This window comes from Pseudomonas sp. P5_A12 (assembly GCF_056400685.1).
Map to the genome: position 1 here is coordinate 1 of NZ_JBFUKU010000047.1, position 20,674 is coordinate 20,674.

The 20,674-nt window shown below is 59.1% G+C and carries 18 protein-coding genes; 8 read left to right on the forward strand and 10 right to left on the reverse strand.

Annotated elements, in window-relative coordinates; all coding sequences use genetic code 11:
• The 3 genes from AC1DSG_RS09470 to AC1DSG_RS09480 form a co-directional block, all read right to left on the reverse strand.
• Positions 1 to 1,236: DUF4129 domain-containing protein (locus AC1DSG_RS09470; RefSeq protein WP_477790652.1), on the reverse strand; the 1,236-nt coding region annotated here is incomplete at its 3' end.
• Positions 1,223 to 2,200, reverse strand: coding sequence for a stage II sporulation protein M (locus AC1DSG_RS09475; protein WP_477790653.1), 978 nt, complete (start codon positions 2,198 to 2,200; stop codon positions 1,223 to 1,225). The genes AC1DSG_RS09470 and AC1DSG_RS09475, both read right to left, overlap by 14 nt.
• Entirely contained in the window at positions 2,197 to 2,922 is a 726-nt protein-coding gene (locus AC1DSG_RS09480) for an RDD family protein (protein ID WP_477790654.1), read from the reverse strand. The genes AC1DSG_RS09475 and AC1DSG_RS09480 overlap by 4 nt, the downstream gene beginning before the upstream one ends.
• A 180-nt stretch (positions 2,923 to 3,102) precedes the next feature.
• On the opposite strand from AC1DSG_RS09480, the gene sbcB reads away from it, so the two are divergent.
• Positions 3,103 to 4,533, forward strand: coding sequence for an exodeoxyribonuclease I (gene sbcB, locus AC1DSG_RS09485; protein WP_477790655.1), 1,431 nt, complete (start codon positions 3,103 to 3,105; stop codon positions 4,531 to 4,533).
• Positions 4,534 to 4,632: 99 nt separating this feature from the next.
• On the opposite strand, the gene mvaT is transcribed toward sbcB, so the two are convergent.
• Positions 4,633 to 5,010, reverse strand: a complete 378-nt coding sequence (gene mvaT, locus AC1DSG_RS09490; RefSeq protein WP_007945872.1) for a histone-like nucleoid-structuring protein MvaT — start codon at positions 5,008 to 5,010, stop codon at positions 4,633 to 4,635.
• A gap of 334 nt (positions 5,011 to 5,344) precedes the next feature.
• Here mvaT and purU point away from each other — a divergent pair, with 334 nt between their 5' ends.
• Both purU and AC1DSG_RS09500 read left to right on the forward strand, forming a co-directional pair.
• Entirely contained in the window at positions 5,345 to 6,193 is an 849-nt protein-coding gene (purU, locus tag AC1DSG_RS09495; protein WP_007945871.1) for a formyltetrahydrofolate deformylase, read from the forward strand.
• A 127-nt stretch (positions 6,194 to 6,320) separates the two neighbouring features.
• Positions 6,321 to 6,497, forward strand: a complete 177-nt coding sequence (locus AC1DSG_RS09500) for a hypothetical protein (RefSeq protein WP_477790656.1) — start codon at positions 6,321 to 6,323, stop codon at positions 6,495 to 6,497.
• Here the strand turns inward: AC1DSG_RS09500 and AC1DSG_RS09505 are convergent.
• Genes AC1DSG_RS09505 through AC1DSG_RS09515 form a run of 3 tightly spaced genes read right to left on the reverse strand, consistent with a single transcriptional unit; the run spans position 6,484 to position 9,366 of the window.
• Positions 6,484 to 7,479, reverse strand: a complete 996-nt coding sequence (locus tag AC1DSG_RS09505) for a lysylphosphatidylglycerol synthase transmembrane domain-containing protein (RefSeq protein WP_477790657.1) — start codon at positions 7,477 to 7,479, stop codon at positions 6,484 to 6,486. The genes AC1DSG_RS09500 and AC1DSG_RS09505 overlap by 14 nt on opposite strands.
• Positions 7,476 to 8,252 (reverse strand): DUF2334 domain-containing protein, encoded by a 777-nt coding sequence (locus AC1DSG_RS09510; protein WP_477790658.1) that lies wholly within the window; start codon positions 8,250 to 8,252, stop codon positions 7,476 to 7,478. The genes AC1DSG_RS09505 and AC1DSG_RS09510 overlap by 4 nt, the downstream gene beginning before the upstream one ends.
• A complete protein-coding gene (locus AC1DSG_RS09515) occupies positions 8,245 to 9,366 on the reverse strand; it encodes a glycosyltransferase family 4 protein (protein ID WP_477790673.1) in 1,122 nt (373 codons plus the stop codon). The genes AC1DSG_RS09510 and AC1DSG_RS09515 overlap by 8 nt, the downstream gene beginning before the upstream one ends.
• A gap of 385 nt (positions 9,367 to 9,751) precedes the next feature.
• On the opposite strand from AC1DSG_RS09515, the gene AC1DSG_RS09520 reads away from it, so the two are divergent.
• On the forward strand, positions 9,752 to 11,236 hold the full coding sequence (locus AC1DSG_RS09520) for a helicase HerA-like domain-containing protein (RefSeq protein ID WP_477790659.1): 1,485 nt from the start codon (positions 9,752 to 9,754) through the stop codon (positions 11,234 to 11,236).
• Positions 11,237 to 11,359: 123 nt separating this feature from the next.
• On the opposite strand, the gene AC1DSG_RS09525 is transcribed toward AC1DSG_RS09520, so the two are convergent.
• Positions 11,360 to 11,815 (reverse strand): DUF721 domain-containing protein, encoded by a 456-nt coding sequence (locus AC1DSG_RS09525; protein ID WP_477790660.1) that lies wholly within the window; start codon positions 11,813 to 11,815, stop codon positions 11,360 to 11,362.
• Between the two features lie 307 nt (positions 11,816 to 12,122).
• On the opposite strand from AC1DSG_RS09525, the gene secA reads away from it, so the two are divergent.
• The 4 genes from secA (at position 12,123) to AC1DSG_RS09545 (ending at position 17,934) form a co-directional block, all read left to right on the forward strand.
• Positions 12,123 to 14,858: a preprotein translocase subunit SecA gene (gene secA, locus AC1DSG_RS09530; RefSeq protein WP_477790661.1), complete on the forward strand. Its 2,736-nt coding sequence runs from the start codon at positions 12,123 to 12,125 to the stop codon at positions 14,856 to 14,858.
• A 121-nt stretch (positions 14,859 to 14,979) separates the two neighbouring features.
• Positions 14,980 to 16,197, forward strand: a complete 1,218-nt coding sequence (argJ, locus tag AC1DSG_RS09535; RefSeq protein ID WP_007945862.1) for a bifunctional glutamate N-acetyltransferase/amino-acid acetyltransferase ArgJ — start codon at positions 14,980 to 14,982, stop codon at positions 16,195 to 16,197.
• 163 nt (positions 16,198 to 16,360) lie between these two features.
• Positions 16,361 to 16,993, forward strand: a complete 633-nt coding sequence (locus tag AC1DSG_RS09540; RefSeq protein ID WP_477790662.1) for a glutathione S-transferase family protein — start codon at positions 16,361 to 16,363, stop codon at positions 16,991 to 16,993.
• Positions 16,990 to 17,934, forward strand: coding sequence for a Nudix family hydrolase (locus AC1DSG_RS09545; protein ID WP_477790663.1), 945 nt, complete (start codon positions 16,990 to 16,992; stop codon positions 17,932 to 17,934). Before AC1DSG_RS09540 ends, AC1DSG_RS09545 begins: the two co-directional genes overlap by 4 nt.
• 108 nt (positions 17,935 to 18,042) lie before the next feature.
• Here the strand turns inward: AC1DSG_RS09545 and AC1DSG_RS09550 are convergent, their stop codons facing one another.
• Positions 18,043 to 18,624 (reverse strand): cob(I)yrinic acid a,c-diamide adenosyltransferase, encoded by a 582-nt coding sequence (locus AC1DSG_RS09550; RefSeq protein WP_477790664.1) that lies wholly within the window; start codon positions 18,622 to 18,624, stop codon positions 18,043 to 18,045.
• A gap of 3 nt (positions 18,625 to 18,627) precedes the next feature.
• Entirely contained in the window at positions 18,628 to 20,664 is a 2,037-nt protein-coding gene (locus AC1DSG_RS09555; protein WP_477790665.1) for a sensor histidine kinase, read from the reverse strand.
• Between the last annotated feature and the right edge of the window lie 10 nt (positions 20,665 to 20,674).

Genomic DNA, 20,674 nt, shown 5'->3' on the forward strand with positions numbered 1-20,674 from the left:
GGGCAGGGTTTCGCGGTCAAGGTCCAGGCCAAAAGCCTGCTGCGGTAACGGCCGGGCGACTTTACTTTTCAACGCGGGTCGACGGCTGACGAACGCCTGCAACCAGTCACGGTAACGCCAGATCAATAATCCCAAACCGCCGATCACCGCGCCCCACAGCAGCAGTTCAATCAGGCTGGTAAGGACGCCGAACCGCTGGCTGTCGAGTAGCGCTAACAACGCTTTCAGCCATTCGGGTGTTTTACCGTCATCCGGGCTTTTGTTCTCGGGTTTGTCTTCGCCAAACTGATAGCGGGTGACCGTTTCCTTGTTCTTGAACGGTGGCTGGTCGAGGAGGGTTTTGATGCTGTCTTTTGAGGCCTGGCTGGTCAGCGGTTGATTGAGCAGACGAGGACTTTCCGGAGTGATGACCGGCTCGGTGGCCCAGACGTGTTGCGCACCAGGCACCAACAGGATGGCCGCCAGCAACAGGGTGAGGGCGGTTGTATTGAGGCGTTGGCGCAATCGGCGAAACACCAGTTCGATGTCCCAGGCCTCCAGCACCGTGCGCCGGTTCAAATAGAGGCTGAAACCGCAGGCGACATAGACCGGCTCCCAGACAATCAGCACCAGCACGTAAAAGGCATTGGTCAGGTGTTCCAGCCAGCGCCAGTCCTGCACGGCGGCGGTAATCAAGGTCTGCCAGCTCCAGTCGAGTTCTACCTGTTGCGGCAGGAACAGGTAGAACAACACCATCAAACCAATCCACAACGCGCTCTCCAGATGCACGCCAATGATCGTCAGCCATTGCGCCGCGCCGGCGTTGCGCTGCAGCAGTACCTGCAATCGCTGTTGTCGCGCCTCGCCACTCAGGCCTTCAAGTTGCACCACCGGCATCACGAAGCTGCGGCTCAGGCTCAGGCGGCGCCAGGTCAGACTGGCCAGCAGTTGTGGCTTGAGCAGGCGCAGCCATTCGCGCAACGCTTGTTTCAACGTCGGTGTTTCGCCGAACAGGCTTTTCGACAGGATGAACAACGGCAAGCGCTCGAACGCCGGTTTGAGCCACCAGAAGATAAACACGGCGAGGGACGGCGAATCCCAGAACATCGCACTGAGCAAGGCGAAGATCGGCAACGTGACGATGGCCCAACTGGTCATCAACAGGCGTCGATGGCGCTGGCTCAGCAGCACGCCCAGGTCCATGGCTTCCCAGGTGGTGCGCGGGCGGATCACCACTGTGGCATCACTCAGGCGCATGGCGAGCCCGTCCGGCAAACAGCAGATACATTGCGACCAACCCCCATAGCGCGGCGCCCACCAGGTATTTGGTCATCGGCTTTGGTGCGGTCATCGACGACCAGTAAGCTTCGATAAACGCCGCAATCAACAGGAACAGCATGACGCCACAGATCAGTAACACACTCTTGCCCGCTGCCAGTCGCAATGCTTCGGCGCGCGGCAGGCGTCCCGGTGCAATCAGCGCCCAACCCAGTTGCAGGCCCGCGGCACCGGCCAGGGCGATGGCCGTCAGTTCAAAAGCGCCGTGACCGATCACGAATGACCAGAACGTTTGCCCGTAGCCGACGTGCGTCAGGTGCCCGGCCACTGCGCCGATCATCAAACCGTTGAACAGCAGGAAAAACGCGCTGCCCAGCCCCAACAGCAAACCGCTGGCGAAGGTCTGAAAGGCGATGCCGATGTTGTGCATGATGTAGTAACCGAACATCACCCAGTCTTCACTGGCGGCGCGTTCCGTTGTGCGCCCCAAATGGCCGGCGACCGGGTCGTACATGCTCTGCAATTCGCCGACCTGCTCGGCCGGAATCAGGTTGTAGACCAGGTCCGGGAACAGGTACACCAGCAGCGCAAAGCCGATCAGGCTGCCAAAAAACATCAGGCCGGCGGCAAGCACAAAGCGCCATTGTTCGCGCACCAGTCGCGGAAAGCCGGCCAGGATGAAGCCCGCCACGTTGGCGCCCAGTCGACTGCGATGCCGATACAGCTGTTGGTGCCCGCGCAGCACGAGCTGCTGCAATGTGTCGATCAGGAAACTGCTGTAGCCACGTTCCTGAGCCAATGCCAAATGCTGGCAAAGGCGACGATAGTCCTTGGGAAAATCGCCGGTCCGGGACGCGCCCTTGCCGTGCTCCAGCTGATCCAGCATCAGGGAAAACTGTTCCCACTCGGCCTTGTGGCGCTGCTCGAAAAGACTTTGCTTCATGCCGGCCCCAACAAGCCGCGGGCGATGCCGTTGAGTTCTGTCACGGCGCGCGGCGGGTCGACCTGTAACGGTTGCGCGAGAATGGAGGCGAGTTCAAGGGTGCGCGATTCGGAGAGTTCACCCTGGCGTTCGGCAAAACCGAGGATGGAGCGTTGTTCGGACAGCGTCAGGGCAAAAGCCGGGYGTACAGGCTGGGCTTCGGGCAGTTGCGGTCGGGTGAGCGGTTGTTCACGGTAGATCACCAGCGTGCCGGCAGCGAGGTCGCCGAGGCGTTTGAAGGTGGGATGTTGCAGGCAACTGATGGCGCCGAGGAAGTAGCCGAAGGGCAGCATGTCGACAAATCTGAGCAGGTTGCGCAGTAGCGAAGCGGTCCAGCCGACCGGTGTGCCGTCGTCCTGCACAACGCGCAAGCCCATCCACTGTTTGCCCGGTGAGCGGCCCTGATTGAGCACTTCGAACAGCACCATGTACCACCAGCTGACCCCGAACAGCATGAGCGAGCCCAACCCGGTGCCAAGTTTTCCGAGAAACGCCAGCACGATAAACAGCAGACCGAGGATCAGCCCGCGCAACCCCAGGTCGATGGCGAAGGCCAGCGCACGCACCATCAACCCGGCCGGCCGCAGTGGCAAGTCGATACCTTCGGGCGTTTCGACTTGATACCGCGTGTCCAGTTGCGGGTACAGCGTCGCTTTCCTTGGCAGTGCTGTGGTCTCGAGCATGGGCAACCTGTGTGGCCTGTTCGGGATTCGATGTCTGTTCGATGCTAGCAGCCTCTCGGGGGAAAACGACATAACTATGTATTGCACGGCGAGTGGCCAGAGGTGATTGAATGACAAGTTACTGGTCGGGGCGGGATGTGAACGCCTAGACTTCGTCGATCTTCAGTTCAGGAACAGCCCGTGACCTCGATCTTCTGGTACGACTATGAAACCACTGGCATCAACCCCCGTTGCGACCGTCCGCTGCAAGTCGCGGGGATTCGCACCGACTTCRATCTCAATGAAATAGACGAACCGGTCAATCTTTACTGCCAACCCAGTGATGACATCCTGCCGCATCCGGCGGCGTGCGCCATCACCGGAATAACGCCAGGTCGACTGGCCGAGCAGGGCTTGAGCGAGGCCGACTTCATGACCCGGGTGCATGCCCAGTTGGCGGCGCCTGGTACGTGTGGTGCGGGTTACAACACGCTGCGCTTCGACGATGAGATGACCCGTTACAGCCTGTATCGAAATTTTTTCGATCCCTATGCACGCGAGTGGCAGGGCGGTAACAGTCGCTGGGACCTGATCGATGTGGTGCGTGCGGCGTATGCCTTGCGTCCGGACGGGCTCGTCTGGCCTATGGACGAAGAGGGCCGAGTGACGCTCAAACTCGAACGCCTGAGCGCCGCCAACGGCATTGATCACGGAAATGCCCACGAAGCGTTGTCGGACGTGCGCGCCACCATCGCGCTGGCGCGGCTGATACGCGAAAAACAGCCGAAGCTCTTTGACTGGCTCTTCAAGTTGCGCAGCAAGCAGAAGGTGATGGACCAGATTCGCCTGTTGCAACCGATGGTGCATATTTCCGGGCGCTTTTCGGCGGCCCGCAGCTATATCGGTGTGGTGTTGCCATTGGCCTGGCATCCGCGTAACAAGAACGCATTGATTGTCTGCGACCTGCACCTGGATACCCAAGCTTTGCTGGACCTGGATGCCGAAACCTTGCGYCAGCGGCTGTATACCCGCCGCGAAGAGCTGGCCGAAGGCGAACTGCCCGTTCCGCTCAAGCTCATTCACATCAACAAATGCCCGGTGGTCGCACCGTTATCAGTACTTCGCCCCGACGACCAGCAACGTCTGGGGCTGGACATGGCGCTTTATCAGGAGCGGTCGCTGCGGCTAATCGACGCACAACAAGTTTGGCGAGATAAAGTACAGGCGATTTATACCAGCGAAGATTTCACGCCAAGCCAGGATCCCGAACAACAGTTATACGATGGTTTTATCGGTGACCGGGACCGGCGTCTATGCGAGCAAGTCCGAGCCGCGGACCCTGCGCAACTAGCACAAGAACAATGGCCTTTCGATGACGAACGTTTACCTGAATTATTGTTTCGATATCGCGCACGCAACTTCCCCGATACGTTGAACTCCGAGGAGCAAGAGCGCTGGCGATTATTCTGTCAGAAACGTTTGTCAGCGCTCGAGTGGGGAGCACCCAATACGCTGAATACTTTTGCAGAAGCCGCGGCCAAATTGAACGAAACAGCGACACCGTTTCAGCGAGCAGTGCTGAATGAATGGCAAGATTATGTCGAAGTATTACGAAAACGTATGAATCTTTGAAAACGAAAATAGCCATGCCGCCATCACAGGCATAAAAAAACGCCAGCGTTCGCTGGCGTTCTTTTTTGTCACGGATTCGTCTGCGACAAGCTCTGCGGCTTAGCCCAGCAGAGTAGCCCAGCCTTCAACCACGTCACCGCCCCACTTGGCTTTCCACTCTTTCAGAGTTTTGTGGTTGCCACCTTTGGTTTCGATGACTTCGCCGTTGTGCGGGTTTTTGTATTGTTTAACTTTGCGGGCGCGCTTGGTGCCCGTAGTTTTTACTGCGCCGCCGCGTGGTGCTTTGGATTTGGACTCTGGATCCAGCAGCGCGATGATGTCACGCAGGGACTTGGAGTATTCGCCCATCAGGGTGCGCAGTTTGCCTTCGAATTCCAGCTCGGTTTGCAGTTTGTCGTCTTGGGACAGGTTCTTCAAACGGGCTTGCAGCTCTTTGATAGCTTCTTCGGTGGCGCGGTATTCGTTGATCAAGGACATGAGGACTACCTTATGTTGGAGACTGGATGGCAGGGACAGTGCGGCAATAATAGTCAGGCTGTTTCATCAAGTAAACATTTAACCGGTGTTTTAATTAAATTACTTGTGTTGAACAGGGCGAAAATTGAAGAGGTCGTTAAATAGCGTCTGCAAACATCTCGGATATTCACAATTGGACTCTTGATATCGACTAAAAGATCACCAGCGCGCGGGAGGGGGGCTTTCAGAGTCGGGTCCACAGACCGGTGTACCTGGAAAGGCATCATCAATACTGCAGTTTTGCCGCGCAATCGCTAGAATGGCGGCCTTTGCGAAGTTCTGGAGTTTCCCCCTCATGCGCACTTTTCGTCTGGTGATTGCTTGCCCGGACCGCGTTGGCATCGTTGCTAAAGTCAGTAACTTTCTGGCGTCACATAACGGCTGGATCACCGAAGCGAGCCATCATTCGGACAATCTCAGTGGCTGGTTCTTCATGCGTCACGAAATTCGTGCCGACTCGCTGCCTTTCGGTATCGAAGCCTTTCGCGAAGCCTTTGCGCCGATTGCCAAAGAGTTTTCGATGGACTGGCGCATCACCGATACCGCGCAGAAAAAACGCGTGGTGTTAATGGCCAGCCGCGAGTCTCACTGCCTGGCCGACTTGCTGCACCGCTGGCACAGTGATGAACTGGATTGCGAAATCTCCTGCGTGATTTCCAACCATGACGACTTGCGCAGCATGGTCGAGTGGCACGGCATTCCTTACTACCATGTGCCGGTCAATCCGCAGGACAAAGAGCCGGCCTTTGCCGAAGTATCGCGTCTGGTCAAACAGCACGATGCCGAAGTGGTCGTGCTTGCCCGCTACATGCAAATCCTGCCGCCGGCGTTGTGCAGCGAATATGCCCACAAGGTCATCAACATTCACCACAGCTTCCTGCCGTCGTTCGTCGGCGCCAAGCCGTATCACCAGGCCTCCATGCGCGGCGTGAAGTTGATCGGCGCAACCTGCCACTACGTGACCGAAGAACTGGACGCTGGCCCGATCATCGAGCAGGACGTGGTGCGTGTCAGCCACAGTGACAGCATCGAAGACATGGTGCGTTTCGGTCGTGACGTTGAGAAGATGGTGTTGGCGCGCGGTCTGCGTTATCACCTGGAAGACCGGGTGTTGGTGCACGGCAACAAGACGGTCGTGTTCTGATAACACCGCAATGCAGTGATCGTTCCCACGCTCCGCGTGGGAATGCATCCTGTGACGCTCCGCGTCACAAAGCGGACGCAGAGCGTCCATTGCTGCATTCGATCTGTGTAGAGAGAGGATATTGAACATGGTCGATCCACTGGACAAAGCCACTTCCAAAGCACCGGCAACAGTGGGCGAGGGTTGTTTAAGTCGCTATGACCCGGATGACATGAGTCCTGAAGACGGCACGGAGTTTCCCGGTGCTGAGGAGTTGTGGGAGCAGTTACAGAAATTGCGTGAGGACACGATCAAGCCTGCTTGAACTTCATCAACTTCCTCAGCAGCGGCCGTCCCAGCATCAACAAAAATACCGGGCCACCCGCCATCAGGTAGAAGTAATAAGTCACCGCCCGCCAGATCAGAATGGCCGCCGCCGCGGTCGACTTGCCCACCATGGGCGCCAGCAAGGCCGCCGACGTCAACTCCGCCGCCCCGGCGCCACCCGGTAACAAACTGAATTGCCCTGCACTGAGCGAAAGCATCTGGATCAAAAAGCACCAGGCCCATTGCAAATCAGCCCCCAGCCCGCGTAATGCCAGATACAACACGCTGTAGCGCAGGACCCAATGCAGGCAGGTCAGCGCAAACACCGTGATCAATGTCTGAAGAGGTAACTTCAATGTGTCAGTGAACGCAGCGAGGAAGTGCAAAAGTTTGCGTGCCCAGCGCAGGCGCGTAGTGCTTTTTACCTTCAGGCGAACCAGTAATCGGCCGCTCAGGCGAATCAGCAGCCGATGGTAGCGGGCGACCAACACGCAGCAAATCAACCCGCCGAACATCGAAATGACGCTGGCCGTCAGCAGCCATTCCATACGTTCGCTGAGGTGCTGGAACAGTGCATAAATCAAAATCCCGCTCAGTGCACAGAGAAAGAACAGCAGATCACTCAGTTGATCCATGGCGAATACTGCGCTGCTCCTGGCCGGTTGCACACCATTGCGCGCCAGCAACGCCATGATCGCCAGTGGTCCGCCGCTGCCGCCGGGGGAGGCGCAATAGGCAAACTCGGCAGCCATCACCACGCCGAGGCTTTTGACAGGGCTGACCTTATCGCGCTGATCGCCCAGCAACAGGCGCAAGCGCAGGGTGTTCACCACCCAGCACAGCACAATCATGCCGAACATGATCAGCAACCAATTCAATGGAAAGCTTTGCAGTCGCGACCAGGTCTGGTTACCGCCGAGCAACAGCGGGATCAGCACCGCAGCCAGCAGGGCAACGAACAGCACAATCCCCCGGCTCATGCGGCGCGGCCGACTGGGTCGAGTTGTAAAGCCAGCCATCGGGACTTGGTCATCGGCAAGCGCCCCTCGTCGAGCAAACGCTTGAGGGTTTGCAACCAGTAGTTGCGCGAGAACCCATGGCGCATGTCCACCGGGTGCAGGCCAAGCCGAATCACCGGTGCGCGTTGCCAATGCTGTTCGCGTTGGTCGCTCAGCAGCTTCGACAGCCCCCGGCGCCAGGCACTGCGCGCACTCCAGACCAGTCCCGGAGCATCAATCGGGGTGAAATCCGGCAGTCGATACAAATGCTGCGAGTCGCTGGTGTAACGCAGGGGCAATTGGCCCAACGCCTGGCGCGTGCCTTCGCTCATCAACCAGGCCGGGGCGACGAAACCTTCCAGCGGCCAGTTGCAACGATCAAAGACCTCGATTCCTGCGCGCAGCCGGGCAAGCGCGGCCTGTTGCGACAGGCGGTAAAACTCGCCTTCGTGGGTGTAGATTCGGCGCATGAACCAGTCTCGCGGGTTGCAGGGCGGGGGGCCATCATCGCAATGAAAGTAGCCGTGCAATGCCAGTTCGTCCCCTCGGGCAATACGGTGGGTGAGCACACGTCGAAATTGCGGGTGAGCGTCAATGCTGTTCTGTTTGTGAAAATCCGGCACTACCAGCCATGTCATCGGTACGTCGCCCAACGCGTCGACCGCTTCAACGAAGGGTTGGTAGTCGGCCCAGGTTGGCGGCGCAACGTCGTGCAATACCAGTAACACGCAGGAAGGATTCATCGGATTAACCATTGGCGGTCATCGGCCATTGGCTGCCGAGTACGGCGTGATAGTGCCCCAGCAAACTGTTGACCACCGTGTCCCAGCTGTATTGCCGCTCGACATGGCTGCGCGCCTTTTTGCCCAACGCCGCGAGGTCCTGACTGAACAACTCACGAACGGCGTTGGCCATGGCCGCTGGATTGTTCGGAGCGCAGAGCAAGCCGCAGGATTCGCAAACAATTTCCGGAAAGGCGCCGGCTGCCACCGCCACCACCGGAATGCCGCTGGCCATGGCCTCGAGTATCACCAGCCCAAACGTTTCCTGGTCCCCGGCGTGCAGCAATGCATCGGCGCTGGCCATCAGTCGCGCTACGTGTGCGGTCGGGCAGAACCCATCGACCACCGTGACGTTGTCCGGCACAGCGGCCGGCATCGACGACCCCACCAGCAGCAAGTGATAACGCCGCCCCAGACGCACCATGCAATCGAGCAGCACCGGCAGGTTTTTTTCTTTGGAACCGCGTCCGGCGAATATCAACAGATGGGTGTTTTCATCAATGCCCAATTCGGCTCGCAGGCCAGGGTCTCGGGCATCGGGGTTGAAGGTTTGCAAGTCGACGCCCAAGGGTTGGACAAACACGTTCTTTACCCCCAGCCCGCTCAATTTGTCGGCCATGACCTGGCTCGGTGCCAGCACCCGGTCGAAGTTGCCGTAGAGCTTGCTGACATAGGCCTCGACGTTCGGCGTGACCCAATGGCCCATCCGGTTGCTGACTAGCAGCGGCAAGTCCGAGTGATAAAAACCAATGACCGGCACATCCAGTTGGCGTCGCGCATCCAGCGCCGCCCATGCGGTGAGGTAAGGGTCGCCCACTTCGATCAGATCGGGCTGTAAATCCTGTAGGACATTTCTCCATGGGGCGAGACGGAGGGGGAAACGATAACCTTTGCCAAAGGGCAGGGCAGGGGCGGGAACCGTGTAGACGCCATCCGTTTCACTCAGGTGTGCGCCCGGAATCAACAGGCTGTGGCGAATGCCAGGCTTGGTGCCAAGGCGACGGTGTTTGGCATCCAGGTACGTGCGCACGCCACCGCTGGCAGGGGCGTAGAACATGGTGATGTCCGCGATATGCACGATGAGCAGTCCTCCGGGCCTGTTGCTCTCCCTTGGTTGACCTTTATGAAGAATAGATGTTCGGTTGGGGTTTTGCGGTGGGGTGTCAGTGGGGTTTTAGGAGGGGTGATCGACCGCTTTCGCGAGCAGGCTCGCTTGTATGTTTAGACTTGAAGGGGTGGGCGGCGGCAAGCCTAATTTTATGGCTCAAGCGCAGGTTTTTGTTCATGGCTTGGGGGGGGCGCTAAGGTCTTATTGTCCTGGGCGTGCTTTTATAAAGGCACGCCAAGTGGGCAATGTTGTAAAGAAGCTTATATTTCCGTTCTCTCCTCAGGGAATTACCGACGCTGATTCCTGTGCAGTCCAGGTTTTTGTATCGACCGCGCCGGATCAAAGATTAACCATGGGTGACCAAATGCCTGACTCATTGCAACTCGTTCTCGGCGCCGACCTTGCCGCCCAGCCCATCGCCCAGGCCATGCGTCTGGCCAACCGTCACGGTCTGGTCGCAGGCGCTACCGGGACGGGTAAAACCGTCACGTTGCAGCGCATGGCCGAAGCCTTCAGTGACGCGGGCGTGGCGGTGTTTGCCGCCGACATCAAGGGCGACCTGTGTGGTCTCGGCGCCACCGGCAACCCGCAAGGCAAGATTGCCGAGCGCATCGCCGCGATGCCGTGGCTGAATCATAAGCCTCAGGCGTATCCGGTGACCCTGTGGGACATTCATGGCCAGTCCGGTCATCCACTGCGCACCACCTTGAGTGAAATGGGCCCGTTACTGCTGGGCAGTCTGCTGGAACTGACCGACAGCCAGCAGTCGGCGCTGTACGCGGCGTTCAAGGTGGCGGATCGCGAAGGGCTATTGCTGCTGGATCTCAAGGATCTGAAGGCGTTGCTCAATCACCTGCGTGACAACCCTGAGTTGCTCGGGGATGACGCCGCGTTAATGACCACCGGCTCAAGTCAGGCGCTGTTGCGGCGTCTGGCAACGCTGGAGCAACAAGGCGCCGAAGCGCTGTTCGGCGAACCGGCGCTGCAACTCGAAGATATTTTGCAGCCGACCGCTGACGGCCGCGGGCGCATTCACTTGCTCGATGCCAGTCGTCTGGTTCACGAAGCACCGAAAGTCTACGCGACGTTCCTGCTCTGGCTGCTCGCTGAGCTGTTCGAGCAGTTGCCGGAGCGCGGTGATGCGGACAAACCGCTGTTGGCGTTGTTTTTCGACGAAGCGCACTTGTTGTTCGCCGGTACGCCAAAAGCGTTGCAGGAGCGGTTGGAGCAGGTGGTACGGCTGATTCGCTCGAAAGGCGTGGGCGTGTATTTCGTCACCCAATCGCCGGGTGACTTGCCGGATGACGTGCTGGCTCAGTTGGGGTTACGCATCCAGCATGGTTTGCGCGCGTTCACCGCCAAGGAACAGAAATCCTTGCGCGCCGTGGCCGAGGGTTTCCGGCCGAACCCGGCATTCGATGCCTTGTCGGTATTGACCGAATTGGGGATTGGCGAGGCGCTGGTCGGGACATTGGCCGAAAAAGGCACGCCGGAAATTGTCCAGCGTGTTTTGATCGCGCCGCCGCAATCGCGGATAGGACCGCTGAGCGAGGCCGAACGTGCGGCACTGATCGCCAGTTCGCCGTTGCAGGGCCGATATGACAAACCGATTGATCGAGAGTCGGCTTATGAAGTGCTGATGGGGCGCAAGGGGCTGGCACCGGATCCCGATGCGGCGCCGGCCAAACCGGCGGCCGAAGAGCCAGGTTTCACCGACCAGGTTGGGGATTTTCTCGGGACGGCGGCCGCTCAGGCGTTGAAATCGGCCATGCGACAGGCGGCCAATCAGTTGGGCCGACAATTGGTGCGCGGGTTGATGGGCTCGCTGCTCGGTGGCAAAAAACGCTGATAGAGAGTGGACTCGGTCAAAATGTGGGAGCGAGTCTGCTCGCGATGGCGGTCGATCAGACAACATCTATGTTGGATGTCAGATTGCTTTCGCGAGCAGGCTCGCTCCCACAGGGGATCTATGTCAGGTTTTGGGTTTGGCGTGCGCCGCAAGGCGCTCCAGCGCAGCCCGCAGATTCGGATCGGTGATCCCGTCGGCCGTCGCCTGAATGGTTGCGCCTGCATCTGTCGACAAACTGATGGTGTGCCCGGCCGCTCCTTGCTGAACGGTTGGTGGCTGAACCTTGAACAGAATCCGCGTCAAACTGGCGAACTCATCAAACATCTGTAGCTGACGCTGCAAACGTTTTTGCTGATAACGCAGGCGGGTCGCCCAATGTCCGTCGGTGACAATCAGCAACAAACTGCCTTCGCGCCACGACGCCACATGGCAATGTTCGCGAGCGGCGGGCTGCAATTGGCTTTCGAGCAGACGTTGTAAATAACCCAGGCGTTGAGCGTGGCCAAAAATAGCTTTCAGCGGCTTGGCTTCGCGAAGCAGAACGGCGGGTGCTCTGGCCGTGAGAGGGCGAAATGCCATGATCAGACACCTGAAGTAACAGAGCCGCCATGGTAGCAGAAAGCGCCACGTACACCTGCCCCATTGCTTTGCGCGCGCTTTACCCATTAAATCAACGAGTAACTTCTGCCGCGAATGGCTTGAAGTTCAGCAAAAAGCCCTTATTTTAAGTGAGCCCCGTTATAGCGCAGTGCATGCATCGTGGAACAACGCCACTTTCCTCACCATCGTTTCCGGGTAGAATGCTCGTTCGCATGCGGCCATGAGGGCTGCACGGGCGACTCACGGGGCCGCCCTCCATCCCTTTAGTGTGGAAGATCCTGCCGATATGTTTGCGCCTTTGTTAAAGAAACTTTTTGGAAGCAAGAACGAGCGTGAAGTCAAACGCATGCTCAAGACGGTGCAACTCGTCAATGCCTTCGAAGAGCAAATGGTGGCCCTTTCGGACGATCAATTGCGTGCCAAGACAGATGAGTTCAAGGCCCGCATCGCCAAAGGGGAATCCCTCGACAAGCTGCTGCCAGAAGCCTTTGCGGTCGCCCGCGAAGCCGGCAAGCGCGTCATGGGTATGCGCCACTTCGATGTCCAGCTGATCGGCGGCATGACCTTGCATGAAGGCATGATCGCGGAAATGCGCACCGGTGAAGGCAAGACCCTGGTGGCAACACTGGGCGTTTACCTCAACGCACTGTCCGGCAAGGGCGTGCACGTTGTGACGGTGAACGACTACCTGGCCCGCCGTGACGCCAACTGGATGCGTCCGCTCTACGAATTCCTCGGCATGACGGTCGGCGTAGTCACGCCGTTCCAGCCGCCGGAAGAGAAACGTCTGGCTTACGCCGCCGACATTACCTACGGCACCAACAACGAATTCGGTTTTGATTACCTGCGCGACAACATGGCGTTCAGCATGGAAGAAAAATTCCAGCGCGAACTCAATTTTGCCGTGATCGACGAAGTCGACTCCATCCTCATCGACGAAGCCCGTACTCCGCTGATCATTTCCGGTCAGGCCGAGGACAGCTCCAAGCTGTACATCGAGATCAACAAACTGATCCCGCAGCTGGAGTTGCACGTCGAAGAAGTTGAAGGCGAAGTCACCAAGGCCGGCCACTACACCGTCGATGAGAAGACCCGTCAGGTCGAACTCAACGAAGCCGGTCACCAGTACGTCGAAGAAACGCTCACCAGCATCGGTCTGCTGGCTGAAGGCGAAAGCCTGTATTCGGCACACAATCTGGGCCTGTTGACTCACGTCTATGCCGGTCTGCGTGCGCACAAACTGTTCCACCGCAACGTCGAGTACATCGTGCAGGACGGTCAGGTGGTCCTGGTCGACGAACACACCGGTCGTACCATGCCAGGCCGTCGTTTGTCCGAAGGCCTGCACCAGGCCATCGAAGCCAAGGAAAACCTGAACATTCAGGCCGAAAGCCAGACCCTGGCATCGACCACGTTCCAGAACTACTTCCGCCTGTACAACAAGCTGTCCGGCATGACCGGTACGGCCGACACCGAGGCGTTCGAGTTCCATCAGATCTATGGCCTGCAGGTCATGGTCATTCCGCCGAACAAGCCGCTGGCTCGTAAAGACTACAACGACCTGGTGTTCCTGACGGCCGAAGAGAAGTATGCGGCCATCGTGGCTGACATCAAGGAAAGCATGGYGGCGGGCCGTCCGGTGCTGGTGGGTACGGCGACCATCGAAACCTCCGAACACATGTCCGCCCTGCTCGTGAAAGAAGGCATCGAACACAAGGTTCTGAACGCCAAGTTCCACGAAAAAGAAGCCGAGATCATTGCCCAGGCCGGTCGCCCTGGCGCACTGACCATTGCCACCAACATGGCCGGTCGTGGTACCGACATCCTGTTGGGCGGTAACTGGGAAGTGGAAGTGGCGTCCCTGGAAGATCCGACTCCAGAGCAGATTGCCCAGATCAAGGCCGACTGGCAGAAGCGTCACCAGCAAGTGCTCGAATCGGGCGGCCTGCAGGTGATCGCTTCCGAGCGTCACGAATCGCGCCGTATCGACAACCAGCTGCGTGGTCGTGCCGGCCGTCAGGGCGACGCCGGTTCCAGCCGCTTCTATCTGTCGCTGGAAGACAGCCTTATGCGCATCTTCGCCTCTGATCGGGTGAAGAACTTCATGAAGGCCCTGGGCATGCAGCCAGGCGAGGCGATCGAGCACCGCATGGTGACCAACGCCATTGAAAAGGCTCAGCGCAAGGTTGAAGGCCGTAACTTCGACATTCGTAAGCAGCTGCTTGAGTTCGACGACGTCAACAACGAACAGCGTAAAGTGATTTATCACATGCGTAACACGTTGCTGGCCGCTGACAACATTGGTGAGACCATCGCCGATTTCCGTCAGGACGTGCTTAACGCCACCGTCAGCGCCCACATTCCACCACAGTCGCTGCCTGAGCAGTGGGACGTGGCTGGTCTGGAAGCCGCATTGCAGAGCGACTTCGGTGTGGCGCTGCCGATCCAGCAATGGCTCGACGAAGACGATCACCTGTACGAAGAAACCCTGCGCGAGAAGCTGATGCAAGAGCTGATCGCGGCGTACAACGAGAAAGAAGATCAGGCGGGCGCCGAAGCGCTGCGCAGCTTCGAAAAACAAATCGTACTGCGCGTTCTGGATGACCTGTGGAAAGACCACCTGTCGACCATGGACCACCTGCGTCACGGCATTCACTTGCGTGGCTATGCCCAGAAGAACCCGAAGCAGGAATACAAGCGCGAGTCGTTCACGCTGTTCTCCGAGCTGCTGGATTCGATCAAGCGCGACTCGATCCGTGTGCTGTCCCACGTTCAGGTTCGCCGCGAAGACCCGATCGAAGAAGAACAACGCCTGCGTCAGGAAGCCGAAGCGCTGGCTGCACGCATGCAGTTCCACCACGAAGAGGCACCGGGTCTTGAGCAAGTGGAGCCGTTGGGTGAAGAGATTGATGTCGCCCTCGCAGTAGCACCGGTTCGCAACGAGCAGAAGCTGGGCCGTAACGAGCTGTGCTATTGCGGTTCGGGCAAGAAGTTCAAGCATTGCCACGGGCAGATCCAGTAAACCCCGTTTCAAACGCTGAAATACCCGCGCCGCGACCGGCATCAGCCGTCGCGGCGTTTTGCCATTTAACACCGCCGTCCATCGTATGACGGTGATGACTACATTTTTAAGGAGCGCATTCATGGCTGTTGGTCTTGGTCCTTTGCCAACGTTGCACCCGGTTGCCGGTTTTGAACTCGGTATTGCCTCGGCCGGCATCAAGCGCCCGGGGCGCAAGGATGTTGTGGTCATGCGCTGCGCCGAAGGCTCCACCGTCGCTGGTGTCTTCACGCTCAACGCCTTTTGCGCAGCGCCTGTGATCCTGGCCAAGCAACGCGTGCAAGGCCCGGTGCGTTACCTTTTGACCAATACCGGCAATGCCAACGCTGGTACCGGCGAACCTGGCCTGGCCGCAGCCGAGCGTACGTGCGCCAAACTGGCTGAGCTGACGGGCGTTGATGCCAGCCTGGTGTTGCCGTACTCCACGGGAGTGATCGGCGAGCCGCTGCCGGTCGAGAAAATCGAGGGCGCGCTGCAAGCGGCCCTCGACGACCTGTCGATCCACAACTGGGAAGCTGCCGCCACCGGCATCATGACCACCGACACCCTGCCAAAGGGTGCCAGTCGCCAGTTCCAGCATGACGGCGTGACCATTACCGTGACCGGCATCAGCAAAGGCGCGGGCATGATCCGTCCGAACATGGCGACCATGCTCGGCTACATCGCCACCGACGCCAAAGTCTCCCGCGACGTGCTGCAAAACCTGCTGCTGGACGGGGCGAACAAGTCGTTCAACCGCATCACCATCGACGGCGACACCTCGACCAACGACTGCTGCATGCTGATCGCCACCGGTCAGGCTGCTTTACCGGAGATCACCCGCGCCGAAGGCGAATTGTTCGCCAAGCTCAAGCAAGCGGTGTTCGAGGTGTGCATGGACGTGGCTCAAGCCATCGTTCGCGACGGCGAAGGCGCCACCAAGTTCGTCACCGTTGAAGTCAACGGCGGCGGCAATCACCAGGAATGCCTGGACGTCGGTTACACCGTGGCGCACTCGCCGCTGATCAAGACAGCCTTGTTTGCCTCCGATCCGAACTGGGGCCGTATTCTGGCTGCCGTCGGTCGTGCCGGCGTACCAAACCTGGACGTGAGCAAGATCGACGTGTTCCTCGGCGAGGTGTGCATTGCCAGCCAGGGCGCGCGTGCCGCGACTTACACTGAAGCCCAGGGCGCGGCAGTGATGCAGCAGGAAGAGATCACCATCCGTATCGAGTTGGGTCGTGGCGCTTGCAGCGAAACCATCTGGACCACCGACTTGTCCCACGAATACGTGAAGATCAACGCCGAGTACCGTACTTAAGACCGAGTCGCCCCAATCGCGAGCAGGCTCGCTCCCACAGTAGATTTCCATTGAACACAGATTTTGTGTACAGCAGGAAACAATGTGGGAGCGAGCCTGCTCGCGATGACGGTCTTTCAGTCACCACAAGACTGGCCTGTACCCCATCAAAAAGGTCCCGAACATGAGCCTCCACCTGATCATCGGCGACAAACTGCATTCCTCCTGGTCCCTGCGCGGCGCTCTGGCCCTCGACCTGACCGGCGCTGTCTACACCGAAGAACTGATCAAGCTGGGTCAGCCCGACACCCGCGAACGCCTGCTCAAACATTCGCCAACCGGCAAAGTCCCGCTGCTGAAGACTGAACACGGCACCATCGCCGATTCCCTGGCAATTGCCGAGTATCTGGCCGAACAATTTCCCGAGGCCGGTCTCTGGCCAAAAGACACCGCCGCTCGTGCACAGGCGCGTTCGGCTTGTGCGCAGATGCACGCAGGGTTCTTTGCCATGCGCGGCAACATGCCGTTCGACCTGAGCCGCGATGCGCCGCTGTCGCCGACACCTGATGATGTTCAGGCGGACATCCAGCGCATGCTGGCGTTGTGGGCTGAATGCCGCGAGGCGGCGACCGACACCGGTCCTTTCCTGTTCGGTGGTGCGACCCTGGCCGATGCGTACTTCGCGCCCATCGCCGTACGCCTGCGTACCTATCAGGTGAAATTGCCGGCAGCGGACGAGGCCTACGTCGAAACGATTTACCAATGGCCGGCTTTCAAGGCTTGGCAGAAAGCAGGTCTGGAGGAGGTTGCGCAGTGAAAAGAGTCCACGTAGCCGCTGCCGTCATCCGTGATCACAGTGGCAAGATCCTCATTGCACGTCGGGCCGACACTCAGCATCAAGGCGGTCTGTGGGAGTTTCCTGGTGGCAAAGTCGAGGACAACGAGTCTGTCGAAACCGCGCTGACCCGTGAGCTTCAGGAAGAACTGGGCATTGTGGTCAGCACTGCGCGGCCGCTGATCAAGGTTCATCACGACTACCCGGACAAGCACGTGTTGCTGGACGTCTGGGAAGTCTCGGCCTTTACCGGCGAACCCCACGGCGCCGAAGGTCAGCCGTTGGAATGGGTTTCACCGCGCGATCTGGGGAACTACGAGTTCCCGGCCGCCAACCAGCCAATCGTCGCTGCTGCGCGGTTACCGGCTGAATACTTGATTACTCCCGAAGACCTTGAAACCCCGGCCTTGCTGCGCGGTATCCAGAAAGCCATCGCGGGGGGGATCAAACTGATCCAGCTACGCGCGCCCAACGGCTACGACCCCAAATACCGCGACCTGGCGGTGGACGCGGCGGGGCTGTGTGCCGGCAAGGCACAGCTTATGATCAAGGGGCCGTTCGAATGGCTCGGTGATTTCCCGTCCGCCGGTTGGCACATCACCTCGGCGCAGTTGCGTAAATATGCGGCGGCGGGGCGTCCACTGCCAGCATCGCGTTGGTTGGCAGCGTCGTGTCATAACGCTGAAGAACTGGCGTTGGCCGAGCAGATGGGGGTGGACTTTGTGACCTTGTCGCCGGTGCAGAAGACCCAGACGCATCCTGATGCTCAGCCGTTGGGTTGGGAGCAGGCTTCGGTATTGATCGAAGGCTTCAGCAAGCCGGTGTTCCTGTTGGGCGGTATTGGTCCGGCAGAGCGGCAACAAGCCTGGGAAGCGGGGGCGCAGGGCGTGGCGGGGATTCGGGCATTCTGGCCTGAGGCCTGACCTGATCGTTCCCACGCTCTGCGTGGGAATGTATCCCTGGACGCTCTGCGTCCGCTTTTGGGACGCGGAGCGTCCCTTGCTGMATTCCCACGCAGAGCGTGGGAATGATCAGTTGGAAGGTTTCACTGCCGGCTGCCAAAGAATCTCCGCAACCCCCTGTCGCTTGGCAATCACCCGCGCCACCACAAACAACAGATCCGACAACCGATTGATATACGCCAGGCCAACCCCGGCCAGCGGCTCGATCGCATTCAATTGCTGGCACCGTCGCTCCGCACTGCGCGCCAGGCTTCTGCACACATGGGCCTGAGCGATCAGCGCTGAACCGCCCGGCAGAATGAAATTCTCCAGCGGCCCCAACTCTTCATTCCACCGATCAATCGCCAGTTCCAGGCGTTCGATTTCCGCCGCATCCAGCGCCTGATAAACCGGCATCGCCAGCTCGCCACCCAGGTCGAACAACCGGTGCTGACAAGGAGTCAAAATCTCGATCACCTCGTTCAATCCCGGATATGTGGCGCTTTCTGCGGCCAGCCCAGCCAACAGCACGCCGACTTGACTGTTCAGCGAATCGACTTCGCCAATGGCCTCGATTCGCGGGTGGTCCTTGGGCACTCGGCGACCATCTCCGAGCCCGGTTTCGCCTTTGTCGCCAGTGCGGGTGTAAATCTTCGACAAGCGAAAGCCCATGGGTTACCTCGATAGCTGATTGAGTTCTTGAGGGGCGACCGCCGTGCCCGACAAGGGCAGGCGCAAGGTGAAGCAGGTACCTTGGCCCTGCGTCGACTGCACTTCCATCTGCCCCTTGTGATTGTTGGTGATGATGAAATAGGAGACCGATAGGCCCAGACCGGTGCCTTGGCCGATTTCCTTGGTGGTGAAAAACGGCTCGAACGTGCGTTTGCGCACGCTTTCGCTCATGCCGATGCCATTGTCCTCGACCTGGATTTCTGCCCATGGCGGATTCAGTCGAGTCCGCAGAATGATCCGCCCCGGTTCGCTGTCGTCCTCACGCTGGTGAATGGCCTGGGCCGCGTTTTTCAACAGGTTGAGCAGCACTTGTTCCAGTTCGTTGGCGGTGCCGGGCACCGGGCCCAGCGCCGGATCGAACTGGCGAATGATCGCCTGGCCCTTGAAGTCAAAACCGATCGCCAGGTCGAAGTCGTTACCGGCGATTTCCACCGCTTGATCGATCAGCGCCGGCAGGTCGCAAGGGGCCATTTGCCGGGTGCTACGGCGGCTGAAGCTGAGCATGTGCGTGACAATCTTCGCCGCGCGGGCACCAGCCTGCTGAATGCCATCCAGCAATTGTGGCACTTCACGCACTTTCAAGTAGTGGTTGACTGTTTCCAGTTCAATACCGATCTGCTCGGCCTGCTCCATGTTCTTTGGCAGATCAGGTGACAGGCGTCGGCGAATGTTTTGTACGTTATGCAGGATCGCGCCCAACGGGTTATTGATTTCGTGGGCCATGCCGGCGGCGAGGCCGCCGACCGAGAGCATTTTTTCCGACTGCACCATCATTTCTTCCAGGGACAGGCGCTGGGTAATGTCGTCGATCCGGATCACCACGCCGCGCCCGGCACCGCCCATCAGCGGGTAAAAGGTCAGGGCGTAATGTTTGGGCTCATCATCCTTGAACCACGTCACGCGCTCGATCTTGGCCACGGTATGTTGCTCGACGGTCTGCTTGAGCTGCGGCAGAAACGGTTTCAACGGTTCGAAGGCGAGGAAGATCGGCTGGTTCAGGGCTTCATCCAGACGCGTGCCGGACAAGGCGCTGGCCTCCTGATTCCACTGGGTCACGTAGAGCTGTTCGTCGAGGGCGATCAGTGCAGACGGCATGGAGTCGATGATGCTGTTGAGGTAATTCTGGAAACCGGTGAGTTTCTTTTCGATCTTGCTGCGCACCTGGACTTCGAGTTCGAGCTTGCGATTGGTATGGCGCGTTTCTTCGGCCAGGCCCTGGGCCTGGTCGTAAGCGGCCTGGGAGTCGTCCCGGGCACGCTTGAGTTGCTGCTCCCGGGCCTCGATCCGCGAGAGCATGGTGTTGAATGCCTCGGCGAGGCTGCCGATTTCGTCGTGGTTGCCGCGGGAGGCCCGCAGCGCATAGTTCTCCTCGCGAGTCACTTGCCGGGACAGCTCTTCGAGCTCATGGATTGGGCGTGTGATCAGGCGTTTGATTTGCCGGGCGATCACCAGCCACAACAGCACGCTGAAGATCAGAATGCCAAGGCTGGCAGTCAGGGTGCCGGTGTAGAACGCCATCGGCAGTTCGCTGCTGGCCACCAACAGTAAATGACCAGGCTCTGTACCGGGACGGGGCAGGGTGATCAATTGATTGCTGCGAAACTCGGTCGCTTGCCAGGCTTCAATGTGCTGATAGTGCCCCGGCAGGCTCAGTTTGTCGCCATGCTGCAACTGCGCCAGCCGCTCGCCCTTGCCGTCATAAAGGGCTGCCGCACGCAGGGGAGAGTAGCTGTCGAGTTCGTTGAGCAGGCGTTCCGCGTTTTGTGGCGACTTTAAGGCGTCGGCCACCATGCTGGGGTTGGACACCAGTCGGCCAATGGTCTGCAAGGCTTGGGGCGCCATGCTTTCCTGGGAGATGTAATAGGACGCACTGATGAACGTCAGGTTGGCGACCAGCAGTATGGTGATCAACAGCACCAGCAGGGCGGCCAGCAACTTCTGGCCGACGGGGAGGTTTTCGAGGCGCTGGCGCAATGGCATCAGGTTCGTC

What these genes read in the sequence shown, in the direction of transcription:
- AC1DSG_RS09520 (WP_477790659.1), top strand. Translation starts at nt 9,752, where the DNA reads ATGCCTGACTCATTGCAACTCGTTCTCGGCGCCGACCTTGCCGCCCAG.
- AC1DSG_RS09505 (WP_477790657.1), bottom strand. Translation starts at nt 7,479, where the DNA reads ATGAGCCGGGGGATTGTGCTGTTCGTTGCCCTGCTGGCTGCGGTGCTG.
- AC1DSG_RS09555 (WP_477790665.1), bottom strand. Translation starts at nt 20,664, where the DNA reads ATGCCATTGCGCCAGCGCCTCGAAAACCTCCCCGTCGGCCAGAAGTTG.
- AC1DSG_RS09500 (WP_477790656.1), top strand. Translation starts at nt 6,321, where the DNA reads ATGGTCGATCCACTGGACAAAGCCACTTCCAAAGCACCGGCAACAGTG.
- argJ (WP_007945862.1), top strand. Translation starts at nt 14,980, where the DNA reads ATGGCTGTTGGTCTTGGTCCTTTGCCAACGTTGCACCCGGTTGCCGGT.
- AC1DSG_RS09510 (WP_477790658.1), bottom strand. Translation starts at nt 8,252, where the DNA reads ATGGTTAATCCGATGAATCCTTCCTGCGTGTTACTGGTATTGCACGAC.
- mvaT (WP_007945872.1), bottom strand. Translation starts at nt 5,010, where the DNA reads ATGTCCTTGATCAACGAATACCGCGCCACCGAAGAAGCTATCAAAGAG.
- AC1DSG_RS09525 (WP_477790660.1), bottom strand. Translation starts at nt 11,815, where the DNA reads ATGGCATTTCGCCCTCTCACGGCCAGAGCACCCGCCGTTCTGCTTCGC.
- AC1DSG_RS09475 (WP_477790653.1), bottom strand. Translation starts at nt 2,200, where the DNA reads ATGAAGCAAAGTCTTTTCGAGCAGCGCCACAAGGCCGAGTGGGAACAG.
- AC1DSG_RS09540 (WP_477790662.1), top strand. Translation starts at nt 16,361, where the DNA reads ATGAGCCTCCACCTGATCATCGGCGACAAACTGCATTCCTCCTGGTCC.
- AC1DSG_RS09550 (WP_477790664.1), bottom strand. Translation starts at nt 18,624, where the DNA reads ATGGGCTTTCGCTTGTCGAAGATTTACACCCGCACTGGCGACAAAGGC.
- purU (WP_007945871.1), top strand. Translation starts at nt 5,345, where the DNA reads ATGCGCACTTTTCGTCTGGTGATTGCTTGCCCGGACCGCGTTGGCATC.